A 14566-nucleotide genomic window follows, 5' to 3' on the forward strand; every position below is an offset into this window, starting at 1 on the left:
GGCTCAAACTCTCAAAGTAGCACGTTTTGTGCTGGCTAAAAACCTTTATGAATTTACCTGCCTTACTTATATATATGCTTTGATTTTTATCATATTGTCTTTTGCGATCGCACCAATGATTTACAATCAATCAGAGTTTAATTTACGCTGTGAATGGGGGGTACAAGGAGTTGCTCAACTCGCTCCTATCAGTGATGTAATCGTAATAGTTGACGTTCTCTCTTTTTCTACCTGCGTGGAAATTGTCACAAATAACGGTGCGATAATTTTTACCTACGCATATAAAGACGAATCAGCCATAGATTATGCCAAGTCAGTACAAGCAGAGTTAGCAAGCCATAGACAACGTTGGACAACAAATGGATATTCTCTTTCGCCAAAATCGGTGACTCAGATTCCTGCTGGAACTAGACTAGTTTTACCGTCACCTAATGGTTCTTTTCTGACTTTACATATAGGGAATACACCAACTTTGGCTGGTTGCTTGCGAAATTGCCAAGCTGTAGCGCAGTTTGCTCAAAAGTATGGTGATAAAATCGCTGTGATTCCTGCTGGTGAAAGGTGGAAAGAAGATGGTAGCCTCCGCCCTGCATTTGAAGATTTAATTGGTGCTGGGGCAATCCTCAGTTATTTACGTGGCAGTTTATCACCAGAAGCCGAAGTCGCTGTGACAACATTTCAAGCTTTCCGGCAGGGTTTGCTGGGTTACTTGAAAAAATGCAGTTCTGGTAAAGAGTTGATTGCAAAAGGTTTTGAGTCAGATGTTGAATTATCAGCCACCTTTAACATTAGTGATTGTGTACTTTTATTGGGTGATAATGCCTATGTGAATTCCAGAGTACAAGGTTAATTATCAAGATGCCATACTTAGATGTCTTTGCCTTACAAAGTTACTCTTCTGTTTTTCCCAAGCAATGGTTGTGTTGATGATCTCGTCTAAATCATTGTGTTTTGGTTGCCAACCCAAAACCCTATGGATTTTATCAGCACAAGCTGCAACACAGGCAGGATCGCCTGGACGACGTGGTGCGGCAATAACGGGAAAATCTACACCAGAAATAGCCTTGACTCTTTCAATAACTTGTCGCACACTGTATCCTTGCCCATAACCGCAGTTGAAAATTTGGCTTTCACCTCTTTTTTCTAAGTAATCCAAAGCATCTAAGTGAGCAGTCGCTAAATCTTCAACGTGGATATAGTCTCGGATTGCGGTTCCATCAGGTGTAGAAAAATCAGTACCAAAAATTCGTACTTCTGGTTTGCGCTTGAGTGCCGCATCACAAGCAGCCCGAATCAAGTGGGTGGCATTCGGTGACATTTGCCCCAATAGTCCACTTGGTTCAGAACCTGCTACATTAAAGTAACGTAGTATTACGTAGTTTAGTGAAGATACTGCTGCATAGTCCTGGATCAGCCACTCACTCATCAACTTGGAACGTCCGTAAGGATTAATGGGCTGTGTAGGGTTCAACTCAGTAACGAGATTTTCTTCGACTTCTCCATAGACTGCGGCTGTGCTGGAAAAAATGAACTTGTTAACACCCATAACGCTACAGCAGCGTAGCAAATTTAAGGTGTTGCGGGTGTTGTTTGCGTAGTAGTCGAGGGGATGAGCTACTGATTCTGGAACAATCAGACTAGCGGCAAAGTGTAAGACGGCGCTGAATTCATGCTGGGCAAAAACTTGATAAAGATGCTCAGTGTCTACTAAATCGCCAATAATTAGTTTTCCGTGTAGTACAGATGCTCGTGAACCTGTAGAGCAGTTGTCGTAAACTACGACATCATAACCAGCCTCTCCCAGTTGACGAACTACATGGGAGCCAATGTAACCGGCACCACCAGTTACCAATATTTTATTTTTCATTTCTTTTTCCTTATCTACCTTTACCTAACAAGACAACTCGAATGGTTTTGAAGGCGATCGCTAAATCCAACCAAATGGAATAATTCTTGATGTAATACAGATCGTAAGAAAGCTTTTCGTAAGCATCTTCAATAGATGCTCCATAGGGATACATAACCTGTGCCCAGCCTGTAATTCCAGGTTTGACCAGATAGCGTACTTCATAGTAGGGAATGGCCTCTTTGAGTTTGACATCAAATTCTGGTCGTTCTGGACGAGGCCCAATCAGACTCATTTCACCTTGTAAAACGTTCCATATTTGGGGTAGTTCGTCAATACGCAACAAACGTAGCCAGTATCCAACTCTGGTGATCCGTGGATCGCGTTGACTTGCCCACTGTGCCCCCAACTTTTCCGCATCCTGATACATGGAGCGAAATTTGTAAACTCTAAATGGTTTACCGTACAACCCACTTCGCTGCTGACTGTACAAAACTGGGCCAGGGCTATCTAATCTAATTACTAATGCAACCAACAACAGAAGTGGTGCAACTAACACTAGTAAAAAGAGGATCAATATGAGATCGACAACTCGCTTCAGTTTCATACTGAAGTAACCAGGCATTAGGTTAAAACCATCGCTAAAAGCCAACCATTTATCTTGTAGCAGCGATGAAGGTAGTTTATACCAAAATGTTTGGTATACATCGGGCAATGTGTAAACCGGAATGCCTCGCAACCGCATCTGCATTAACTGTTGTGTTTCAGATGTGGAAAAATTTATCTGCGTTGTAGCTATGACCCCAGACCACGATTCTTGACTCCATTGCGATAAATCGCTCAAATTTCCCTGATAACTCAGATTGCTTTTTGGCAAGTCTATAGTTTTTTGATTTTCCTCTGCTAGAACAGTCAATTTCCCTAAAGGATTAAGTACCAGCAGTTTTTGTGCAAATTTAATCGCATTATCCCCTGCACCTAATATTAACCAACGACTTTTCAGAGCGTGCGATCGCACCCATTTCAGTGCAACTACACGTAATATTACTGCCCAGATAGTAAAGGTTCCCACGCTAGGTAAGAAAATACTCCGCCATGATACCGGGTTATGTTTGCCAATACCTGACAAGTAAATGAGGGCAGATATGAAAAATGCGATCGCAATGTTACAAACAATAATTCGAGCAGGCGCTCTTAAACCTGCAATTTGCCGATCTGGATGGTAAGCATCTGCTAAATAAAATGCTGCAAGTATCATGCAAACAAATGCATAAGGCAACGGATTTAGCCAATGTAAGGGTTGATCTAAACGCAACCATTGTGCGATCGCTAAACAAATAAGCAACCCAAAAATATCCCCTAATAAGAGCAATATCGGTAGCCTGCGTACTACATTTGGCAACCTAGTACTGGCAGAGGAACTTACATAACTTGTAAGAGTCATTGATTTTTCTAATTCTTCAGTATGTTGGTATTAATTTCTTTGTTAAAACCAGCAAAATCTTCAAAGACGGTAATCTTAAAGACTAGTTGTATTGTGTCAAAGCATACATAAATATTTTTTTTGTAATGCTCTGCTTTCAAAAAAATTGAGTATTCGCTATTACCAACTGGCAGGGTAACTGCCAGTGCATTTTCGTACTATGTTTACAGTACATGTTATTTATTTTGGCTGTAGAAGCTAGACTACAGATTTAAATTTGTTTCTTTTATATTTGCATTATGTCATGAATGTAGTCAATATGAACTAGAAATTTAAATTAATTATCAGCATAGATTTACTTTCAAACTATGTATCTACAGAGCGATAAAATAATGCCAGAAGATTTATTTAATCTGGTCAATTACTGCTAATAACCTGATATTGCATTGATTACAGCATGTGACGATACTGTATAAAAATATTCTTTAACCCAAGTAGGTCAGCGTGAATATTTGTAGTTGGAATAAGGCAAAATGTAAGAGCCAGGAAGCAGTAAATACTAGAGTTTTAAGCTAAATTAGTTTTTTTTACATAGTTTGGTTTTATTGTGTCAACTTACTTGTTATAGGTGACCTTTTTCTAAGTTCTAGTTGCTTTAATAACACGAGTACACATTTACATATCTTGGGTATTAATGCTTAAATAAAAACAATAGGGAGCATCCCAGTTTTTATTCTCCCCAAAAAGGTAAATAAAAGATGAGAACGTAAAGGAATAAGCCACGGGATCGTGTTAACAGGAGGCGTCATGACTGAAGAAGAAAACCAACTTTTAATTGAACACGCTCGTGCGATGCCTGCGGCGGGCTACGCCTACGCTAAAATACTCTACAAAGACGCTCCAATGGAGGAACTGATAAGCTTAGGGAAAATTGAACAATGCTCCCAAACAATACCCTTAAATCTGAGACTACAATAAAACTAAAAATTATTTATCTTGAATACTTACAATTTTATATACAAGCACATGAAGCTGGATAAAAGTTCAAGTTTTCTTGGATTAAAATACTTATCAAAGTAATATTAAGATTCAGATAGAAATATTAAAAATACCTTGACATCTAGATAATGTTTCTGAGATAAATCTAACAAAGATGTAAAAAAAAATTAAATAGAAAAAACACATAATATGGTAAATTTTTATACATTATTAAAAAATCCTTAAGTATATAAGTTTGTCAAAATAACTATCTTGGGCTACCAAATTTGATTGTGAAGCACAATTAGTAAGTATTTTAAGTATTTGCAATATATTCCATGCCCTCTAACCAAGAAGACCAAAACTCCTTAGATTTGCAACAATACTCGCTGATTCTGAAAAGGCGTTGGCTAGTCATCGCTGCGGTAACTGCCTCTATTTTTGGACTGTCAGCTTTAATTGCCATCAGACAAAAACCAATTTATGAAGCAGAAGGCAAGTTGCTTTTCAGTAAAACTGACCGCGTGTCTTCGCTGACAAATCCTTCGGCACAAGTTGGAGAGTTAAACGGTGTGACTCAACTAAGTAGCCCATTGGATACAGAAGCAGAGATAATTCGCTCCAATCCAATAGTTAGGAAAACCATTATTAGCCTAAGTCTGACAGATAAGAAAGGAACACCTCTAAAAATAGATGAGTTTCTCAAAAAGCTTAAGGTTAAAAGTATCCGAGGTACAGATATTTTGGCGATTTCTTACAGCAGTAGCGATCCAAAAGAAGCCGCAGTTGTTGTGAATTCGGTGATGAAATATTACCTCGCAAACAATATTAGTGTTAATCAAGCTCAGGCAAGGGCTGCAAAGAGATTTTTGAGTAACCAATTGCCTGAGGTAGAGGTAAGGGTGGTTAGAGCAGAGGCAGCTTTGCGTAAGTTTAAAGAAGAAAACAAGATAGTTGCCTTAGACCAAGAAGCTACCACAGGTGTGGAAAGGCTCAATGATTTATCTAACCAGATAACTCAAGCTCAGTCAAACTTGGTAGATGCCAAGACTCGCTCCCAACTTCTGCAACGTCAATTGAAATTGAATTCGCTGCAAGCCGTGGATATGGGCAATTTAAGTCAATCAAAAGCTGTGCAGGAGGTGCTAACAGAATATCAGAAAGTGGAAAGCGAGTTAGGGGTAGCACAGACTCGCTATACAAACCAACATCCAACGATCACTGATTTGACGGCAAAAGCAGCAGCTCTCAAAAAACAGTTAGCAATGCGAGTTTCGGAAAACGCAGGCAGCGAAAAATCTGTACCAACGCAAAATTTACAGATGGGGGAACTCAAGCAGACTCTAACTGCTCAGTTGGTACAGTCGGATGTGGAACGTTCAGCATTAGCCAATCGAATTAAGGTTTTGCAGGATGCATACACAATCTTCCAAAAAAGGTTAGGTGTCTTACCCAAATTGCAAGAAAAACAGCAACAGCTAGAGCGACAGTTGCAAGTAGCACGAGGAACTTATGAAGAACTACTGAAGCGATCGCAACAGGTGGATGTCGTTGTCAATCAAAATGTCGGTAATGCACAGGTGGTATCTATGGCTTTACTTCCTGACAAAGCAGCTAACAAAATTACACTCTACCTTGCGCTGGGTGGATTTTTGGGAATTTTGCTAGGGGTAGGGATAGCTTTAACGTTGGAAGCTATGGATCGATCGCTGAAAACTATTGAACAAGCTCAACAGCTATTTGATTATCCCTTGCTCGGTACAATTCCTGACTTGGATCAAAAATTTAAAGGTGGTGAGGCAGAGTCTTTATTAGAACTGCCAATGAAAGACAATTCTTACTCGGCAGTAAATTCAGCCTTTGAGATGCTTCAGACAAACTTGGATTTTACCGTTTTTGATAAACCGCTAAAAGTAATTGCTGTGGTTAGTTCAACTCCAGGTGAAGGCAGGTCATTTGTGGCATCTAACCTCGCAGTAGCCAAGGCACACATGGGACGCAAAGTGTTGTTGGTAGATGCGGATATGCGTCACTCCTGCCAACAAGAAATCTGGAAATTATCTAACTTGGTAGGACTGAGTAATATTTTAGTCGGTGAAGCAGAGTTTCCCCGCACTACCCAAGAAGTAATGATTAACTTAGATGTGCTAACTGTTGGGACAATTCCGCCTAATCCGGCAGCACTATTAGACTCGCAGCAGATGTCTTTATTGATCCAAGAGGCAATTCAAAACTATGACTGTGTAATTATTGATACTCCAGCACTGAGTTTGTTTGGTGATGCCTTGATATTAAGCAAGATGGTGGATGGGATATTACTAGTTGTACGTCCAGGAGTGCTTGATTTAGCCGTTGCCACGACTGCAAAGACGATGTTAAAGCAAGCGCGATCGGCCGTTTTGGGAATGGTGGTGAATGGAGTTACTGCTGATAGTGGTTATATTTACTACAGTCAGAAGGGTTATTACGACAAAAATAGCAGCGATGCCTACGACGGCAAGCTACGCAATGGCAAGGGCGAAGTGAAGTTGCCTAATATACACATTTCCTAATCGTCTGATAACGGCTTGTTTCAATTGTCTTAATATTTTCATATAAAGTAATTGTATTAAACGAGAATATTTTTAGTGAAAAACAGCTTACTTAAAAATGGTTTTTATAACTCAGTAGCAGGATTAATCAGAATTGGACTAGGTATACTAATTATCCCCGTATTAATTCGCATACTTGGAATTGAAGAGTATGGGTTATGGACTCTAGCTTCTGCGATAGTGGTAATGGTTACTTTAGCAGAAGCAGGTCTTTCGACAGCCACAACTGTATTTGTCTCCCAGGACTTAGGAAAAAAAGATATCGATGGTCTGTCGCAAACCTTGACCATAACTTTTGGGGCAATGCTGATATTAGCAACTTTGGCAGCAGTTGCTCTTTGGATGGGTGCTGAAGCGATTATTATTTTATTTCCTAAATTGGGGCAGTTACAACACTTAAAAATTATACAGGCTATCCAAATTGGTGGGTTAGTAGTAGCAGCGCGATTGCTGCAACAAATCTTGGTTGGTGTGGAACAAGCTCATCAGCGTTATGACTTGATGAATGTGGTGAATACAATGCAGTGTGTGCTACTGAGTGTGGGAATGTTGGTAGTAGCAACGCTTGGGGGTCGCACAGTTGAGTTAATGCAGTGGCAGGCTTTAACAAGTGTAGTGAGTTTATTGAGTCATATTTGGATCGTGCGATCGCTACTTAAAGATATAAACCTTGGCTTGAGTTGGAATCAAGAAAAGGCAATGGCGGTAGGAGGCTACAGCTTAATGATGTGGGTGAATACATTAGGAAGTACGCTTTTTAGTCGAGGCGATCGGTTAATTGTCGGCAGCTTGCTAGGTACTCAGATGGTTGGGGTGTATGCAGCAATTACTGATGTGACTGCACAAATCAACTCATTTTCCGCATTACCTGTACAGCCTTTACTCCCAAGTTTAAGCAATCTAATAGAATATCAGGACATTAATCGGCATCAACTAAAACAGCAAGTTAAACAGGCTACCCAAATTAATGGGCTGGTTGCTTTAGGAATGGGAGCTAGTTTAATTACCCTTTCTCCATTAATTGTCAGGATATTCTTTTCACAGCAAACTACAAGCGAATACATAACTTTATTTTGCATTGCCACAGCAATTTATGCATTTTATTCATGTCATGCAGTTGGTTACTACTCTTTGTTAGCAACAAAGGCAGTTAAGACTTGTGCTTTGATTCAGTTATTAGGTAGCTTATCTTCACTATTACTAATCGCTTTTGGTGCATATAATTTTGGCTTAATCGGAGCAATTTTAGGAAATTCTGGATATTTAACAACGTTCCTAGTCACTGTATTTGGCATGAAGCGTTTATCGATTCCGGCTTATTTTTGGTTCAAATGGTTGTTATTTCCACTCTCCTGGTTTTCTTTAGTTCTTTTTATGCATTTCATCCTTCCTAATAATTACATCGCCCAATCACTAATGTTTTTAATCCAAAACATGATTCTCTTATTCTGGTTAGCAAAAACTCATAAAGATACAGTCTCTGTGCTGCTAAGTCGGTATGCAACTAGCAAAAGATGACATTTGATAACTAAACAATTTATTTAATTGAGGCAATTATCAACCAATGAATATTATAATTCGCACTTACAACAATGCCAAGTTACTAGATCACGTTCTGACGAACCTTTCTTTACAAAAAGTGACTTTCAATCATAAATGGACAGTTTTTCCTATATATGCGATCGAAGAGTGCTTCGATCTATAAGTAATCGTACAGAATTAATTACATAAATAAATAACACAAATAGATTATTGTAATCCATCCTTACAAGAGGCAAAAGTTAAATGACTTTAGAACGTGGAATAAGTGTTATTATTTGTTGCTATAATTCAGCATCTCGTATTCAAAAAACCCTCAGACATCTTGCTATACAAGACATTGGTGGTAAGTTTGAATGCGAAATTATCGTCGTCAATAACGCTAGCACCGATGAACTGGAAGAAGTTGTTGATCGGGTCTGGAATGAAAGTGGCAAACCATATCCTCTAAAAATTGTTTTTGAGAAAACTCCTGGTTTAGCATTTGCTCGTAAATGTGGAGTTCAAGAAGCAAAATACTCTTACGGTCTCTTCTGCGATGACGACAATTGGCTTGCACCAGATTATCTGTCACGAGTTTTTCAGACTTTTGAAAGCAACGACAAAATTGGTGTAGTTGGGGGAGGTAGCACGCCTGTTTTTGATACCACAGCACCACCTTGGTTCTATACAAATTGCGGGCGTTATGCGGTCGGAATTCAGGGTGAAAATAGTGGAGATATCACACATAGAGTGTATGTGTGGGGTGCTGGAATGGGATTTCGCACTTGGCTGTTAAAAGAAATCTTTGAGTCAGGTCTTAATCCATTGGTTAGTGACAGAAAACAAGATATTCTCACTTCAGGAGGTGATGGCGAAATCAGCGTGTGGTTTATATTTGCTGGATACCGTCTTTGGTATGAGCAAGCACTTATTTTTCAACATTACATTCCCCAGTCAAGATTAACCTCGTCTTATTATGAAAAAAGACTCTCGGACACTAAGACTGATATGATGTGGCCTACTTACCGTGATTACGTTATCTTTAAATATGGCGTATTCAATGATCCTCGAAAGAAAAAGCTTGCGGGAACTTTTTCTATTCTCAGAAGGATGAAGGCAATGGTTAGATTATTTGGCTATGCATCCTCTATCTCCTCAGTCAGGAAATTTGAGAAGTTGATTAGACAATTCGTACTTCAAAATTAGGAAGTTAAATTGTAACCGTTCACTGGGGAAGCAAAAATGTCCGAAATGAAATCATACGGAATCAATACGAAAACTTTATGTAAATTATCATGTATCAAAATGATAACTCTAAGTTGTTAAGAAAGATTCAAAGGCAAAATTATTTTCACAAGTTATTCAAATCTTTAGAGCCAATAAGTAAAGCCTTTTTCTTATTCGGTTTTGCTTTATGGTTGCTTTGCCCCATTTTAGGAATCATTCCATTATTATTATTTTGCCAAATCAATGTTTCTAGAAATACTAAACCTTTAAATTTTTTAAGTCTTAATTCTTTTTGTCTGGTATTAGTCTTCCTGACACTTGTAACCTCTGCATCAACACACGTTATCTATGCTGACCTAGAAGCATATATTAATATTTATACTGCTCTTGGTAATATGTCTTTCATTGAATATATGAATTCAATGAAAATAGAACCGATATCTTTTTTAATTCCTAATGTCATCAAATATTTATTAGGAGATAATGAACAGTATTTTATCTTGACTCAATCTTTAACTATGAATTTGGCATATATGCTACTTGCTAGTATATTTATGCCCTCTTACTATCCAACAATTATTCTACTAAATGTTACATCTGTTTCGTATTTCTCACATATGTTTCTAATGCGACAATTTTACTCCTTTATATTTGTAATACCTTTAGTCTATACCCCTTCTTTAACTCTAAAATGTGTATTACTTATACTGGGACTGTATACTCATTCAAGTTCTGTAATTATCTGTATTCCTGTAATACTATTCCATGCTCTACAAATTTCATTTAGATTTCAAAACTTAAATTACAATCTTATTAATTTATTTATAGCATTAAAAAATAAAATATCTAAATTATTAAAAAATAAATATGTTTTTACAAGCATATTTTTGCTTTTAACAATACTTTTATATTTTGTTTATTTCAATTTGATAAATAGTAGCTTCATAAATGAATTAGCTCCCAATCTTAGTACACGAGTTGACAGGTATTCTTCTAACAACCTCGACGATGTAATTGGAATTGATGGAGAAGGTCTGTTTAGGTCTCTTATTTTGGATATATTTTTTATCTCGGCTTCAGTTATAATGCTTGATTTGAAAGAAGCCAGTTTCTCTTGTTATTTATGGTGTGTTGTCTTTATCTCGTCTATTTTATATTTAACTGCTTTCTTTTATTTTGAATTACCAATGTTCGGTCGATTAATTTACCTGCTTAGAGGATTGTCAGGATTTTTCTATACAATTCCATTAGAATCAGGAAAATTAAATAATAAATTTAATTTTTTCTCTGCTATTGTATTATTAGCCATTTTTTTGAAAATATTATATTTTGTCTATGCTATTTATTTGAACTCTATTGAAGATAGATCACCAATATGGTTTGGAACACCACTTTACTCAAACATATTTAATTATATAGATTATCTGTATAATTTATTTTAAAGATAACCTTTAATGCAAAATAATGATATATAAGCACGTATTTTTCTATATGAATTGATTATCCTAGGCAAACATGTATGAAATTAGTATTTAGCTATTATTTATTCTCAAAACATCAGGTGAAATGTTACATATGCAAAAAGTAGTAATCATTGGTTGGTTCAAGTTTCCATTTGGAAGTGCAGCAGCATCAAGATTGAGAACTTTGTCTCAAGGACTGCTAGAAAGTAGCTTTAAAGTACATGTTATTACTACTGCTCGTATTCCTTTACGCCATGAAGACCTAACAAATACAGGTGAACTATTTTGGCAAGGAATCCAGTATGAATCTCAAAATCAGCACTACGATTATCCCGACACAAAAAAATCACTTTTTCAACTAGTTCGGAAATACTTGCGAGACTTGCGAGCTATTTTTAATAGTTGGATACGGGTTTATAACTTGATCCGGCATGGGAAAATTGACAGTATACTTATTTATGGAAGAAGTGCAATATCTTACTTCCCGGTGGTGATACTTGCACGTATTTACGGTGTTTCTCTATTCTACGATATGGTTGAATGGTTCCCGCCCACAACATTTCAGGGTGGGCTTATAAATCCTCTTTTTTATGATGACTTGTTGGGGCGCTATTTACCATTTTTAGGTTGTCAAGGTGTAATAGCTATTAGCACTTATATTTCAGAAAAGTACACTCATGCCCATATTCCCTGCTTTATTCTTCCTAGTATTTTTGATTATTCTCTAAGTCTGAACATCAAGTTTCCAGAGATAGAAATTACAGATAAACACTTTGTTGTGCTTTATGCAGGTACGTGTAAAGTTGGAGATGGATTTGAAAGGCTATTAGATGCGGTCAAAATAGCCTTTTCTCAGGGATGTCCTATCCGTTTAGATGTTCTGGGAACAGATGGGTTATCTGGTCATGCTGCAAAACAACGGCAGATTTGTGAACAAGATGAAATTTTAGTTTCTTGTGTGCGTTTTCTGGGTAGAGTACCAGATGAGGAATATCTTTCCACACTCGTATCTGCCCATTGCTTAGTATTACCACGCCCTGAGTCCCAAATTGTAAAAGCTGCTTTTCCCACTCGACTTCCTGAGTTTCTTGCAACGGGGCGTCCAGTTTTAACTACCAATGTTCCAGATGTCCCACGATATCTTGATGCTGGAATTCATGCAGAAATCGTAGCTGGAGACACATCAAATGCTCTAGCCTCTGGACTTCTAAGATTATGGCAAGATCCAGAACGTGCATTACGCATTGGACTTGCTGGTCAAAACCGAGGTTGTCAGGTTTTTGATTACCGTCACTATATGACAAAGTTATCTGAATTCATTCTTAATAAGAAATTTACACAAGAATAAATTCTCTAGTCTTTACTTCTCCTGGAAAAAAAAGATTTATGACAATGCCAATAATTCTCTACATAGTATCTATATTACCTCGTGGTGGTCCAGCACAACAACTGCTTTATATCACCAAGCATATTGACCGAAGTCAGTTTCAGCCTCAAATCCTAACTCTTTCTCCAGAGCCACAAAAAACTATGCTCAGTGATTTTCAAGACTTAGATATTCCTGTGCGAAGCCTTAAAATATCACGATTAACTAGTTTGTTTTGGGGAAAAAGTCATTTACAGAAAGCCATTCAAGAAATAAAACCAGCACTAATACATACCCAAGGTATTCGTGCTGATGTTCTAGCATTGGGGTTGATAGATAAGCTACCAATAGTCACTACAGCACGTAATGCTCCTTATGCTGACTATCCAACCCTATATGGAAAAGTAAAAGGTAGTCTGATGGCTTGGAGTCATGTTCGTACGCTACGTCAATTACCACAAGTTGTTGCATGTGGGACTAATTTAAGTCAGGACTTGGCAAAATATCGTATTAGAACTCAAACTATTTCTAATGGAGTAGATACAGATAGTTTTTCCCCAACCATCTCAAATCAAGAGCGCGCATCTTTAAGACAAACCTTGGGATTAACTCCATCATCAATAGTATTTGTAACAGTTGGTTCTTTGATACCGCGCAAAGATCCCCTTCTGATTATTGATGCTTTTCGTCGTGCTAGATTGCAAAATGCCGTTCTAGTGATTCTAGGTACAGGTTCACTAGAAGAAGCATGTAAACAAGCCTTACTAAAAGCGTCACCGATACTGGACGTTCGTCTGCAAGGTCAGCTATCTGATGTGCGTCCGTGGCTTTGTTGTGCAGATGCTTTAATTTCTGCTGCTTGGTCTGAAGGTCTCCCCAATTCGGTTCTTGAGGGAATGTCCTGTGGTCTTCCTGTGTTACTTTCAGATATTCCTCCTCATCGGGAGATTATTGGAAAAGCATCTCCTTCTTGTGGGAAGCTATTTCCACCAGGTAATGTTGAGGAATTATCAAGCCTATTGAAATCGTTTTCCAGTGATTTATTTGCTCCTAACATATGCCGTCAGACAGTAATACAATCTTTTAGCGCAAAAGCTATGGCAAGTGCCTACCAGTCTCTTTACGAGAAAATATTAATGGATAATTAGGAGCAGTACTAATTAATTCCAAATTTATTGAAAAAGCAGGTGATTATCGTGAATGTAAATGCAGATGTTACTGTAGGTATTCCGTTTTACAAAGGTAGTAATATTGCACATCTTCGCATTGCAATTGACTCTATTTTATCTCAAACTCTAATACCAAAAGAAATTCACCTAATTCAAGATGGTGCAGTTCCAAAAAAATTAGAAGAAACTGTTAACGCATATACAGCGAACTATCCTCAGGTAAAACACCTCTTAATTTCTCAAAACATGGGTTTAGCTCATGCACTTAATATATCCATATTGAACTCTTCATCTAAGTATTATGCAAGAATGGACTCTGATGATATTACAGATCCAGACCGATTAAGTAAACAAATAGATTTTTTAGAAAGTAACTTAGATATTGATATCTTGGGTACTTGGGCTTTTGTATTTGAGGATGAATTTCCAAGCGAAAATTGCTCAATCAGGATCATGCCTGTACGTAATAAGGAAATACATGAACTGTTTCATTATCAAAATCCATTGATACATCCATCTGTGATGTTTAGACGCAGTGTTTTTGCTAAAACAGGACTTTACAACATCGAATTTCGTTCTGAATGTGATTTAGAATTGTGGGCAAGAGCGTTGAAATTGGGAGTTGGTATCTCGAATTTATCTGAGCCTTTACTCTACTATAGAAATACAGGCGTTATTGCTAGACGGTCTGCGGCTTTAGGACAACAAATTAAAGCACGATATCGATACAACACTCTGTCGCCAAAATTAAATATTCTCAAAGTAATGTCTTTGGTATTTCGCGTTCTTCCCCATAAGATGCAAGTATGGGGATACAAAAAACTTAAAAAACAGAGCAGTCCTCAAAAACACGATCATGAGTTGTTAGTTGAAAGTAAGATAAAATATTGATAATTAACTATATTCATGGCTATAGCGAGCAATTATCATCAGAAAAATCTGGAAATACTAGTATTTCGTAATTAGTATTGTATAAATTAAA

The 14566-nt window shown here is 37.5% G+C and carries 11 protein-coding genes; 9 read left to right on the top strand and 2 right to left on the bottom strand.

The window, feature by feature from the left end:
- Positions 1–28 precede the first annotated feature (28 nt).
- The gene (locus LC608_RS05740; protein WP_229552621.1) at positions 29–850 is read left to right on the top strand and encodes a 2-phosphosulfolactate phosphatase; all 822 of its coding nucleotides are present in this window, start codon (positions 29–31) and stop codon (positions 848–850) included.
- Between the two features lie 3 nt (positions 851–853).
- On the opposite strand, the gene galE is transcribed toward LC608_RS05740, so the two are convergent.
- Entirely contained in the window at positions 854–1867 is a 1014-nt protein-coding gene (galE, locus tag LC608_RS05745; protein WP_229552622.1) for a UDP-glucose 4-epimerase GalE, read from the bottom strand.
- Between the two features lie 10 nt (positions 1868–1877).
- Positions 1878–3290, bottom strand: coding sequence for a sugar transferase (locus LC608_RS05750; RefSeq protein ID WP_229552623.1), 1413 nt, complete (start codon positions 3288–3290; stop codon positions 1878–1880).
- A gap of 786 nt (positions 3291–4076) precedes the next feature.
- On the opposite strand from LC608_RS05750, the gene LC608_RS05755 reads away from it, so the two are divergent.
- From LC608_RS05755 to LC608_RS05790, 8 genes are all read left to right on the top strand, one after another.
- A complete protein-coding gene (locus LC608_RS05755; protein ID WP_229552624.1) occupies positions 4077–4247 on the top strand; it encodes a hypothetical protein in 171 nt (56 codons plus the stop codon).
- 338 nt (positions 4248–4585) lie between these two features.
- Positions 4586–6799, top strand: coding sequence for a polysaccharide biosynthesis tyrosine autokinase (locus LC608_RS05760; protein ID WP_229552625.1), 2214 nt, complete (start codon positions 4586–4588; stop codon positions 6797–6799).
- 75 nt (positions 6800–6874) lie between these two features.
- Positions 6875–8356: a lipopolysaccharide biosynthesis protein gene (locus LC608_RS05765; RefSeq protein WP_229552626.1), complete on the top strand. Its 1482-nt coding sequence runs from the start codon at positions 6875–6877 to the stop codon at positions 8354–8356.
- A 267-nt stretch (positions 8357–8623) separates the two neighbouring features.
- Positions 8624–9565: a glycosyltransferase gene (locus LC608_RS05770; RefSeq protein ID WP_229552627.1), complete on the top strand. Its 942-nt coding sequence runs from the start codon at positions 8624–8626 to the stop codon at positions 9563–9565.
- A gap of 89 nt (positions 9566–9654) precedes the next feature.
- Positions 9655–11028 (top strand): hypothetical protein, encoded by a 1374-nt coding sequence (locus tag LC608_RS05775; RefSeq protein WP_229552628.1) that lies wholly within the window; start codon positions 9655–9657, stop codon positions 11026–11028.
- Between the two features lie 133 nt (positions 11029–11161).
- Positions 11162–12397 (top strand): glycosyltransferase, encoded by a 1236-nt coding sequence (locus LC608_RS05780; protein ID WP_229552629.1) that lies wholly within the window; start codon positions 11162–11164, stop codon positions 12395–12397.
- Between the two features lie 38 nt (positions 12398–12435).
- Complete coding sequence (locus tag LC608_RS05785; protein WP_229552630.1) at positions 12436–13563, top strand: glycosyltransferase family 4 protein; 1128 nt, start codon at positions 12436–12438, stop codon at positions 13561–13563.
- 48 nt (positions 13564–13611) lie between these two features.
- Positions 13612–14475 (top strand): glycosyltransferase, encoded by an 864-nt coding sequence (locus tag LC608_RS05790; RefSeq protein ID WP_229552631.1) that lies wholly within the window; start codon positions 13612–13614, stop codon positions 14473–14475.
- Positions 14476–14566 lie beyond the last annotated feature (91 nt).

The organism is Nostoc sp. XA010 (genome assembly GCF_020829625.1).
Taxonomy (GTDB): Bacteria; Cyanobacteriota; Cyanobacteriia; order Cyanobacteriales; family Nostocaceae; genus Nostoc.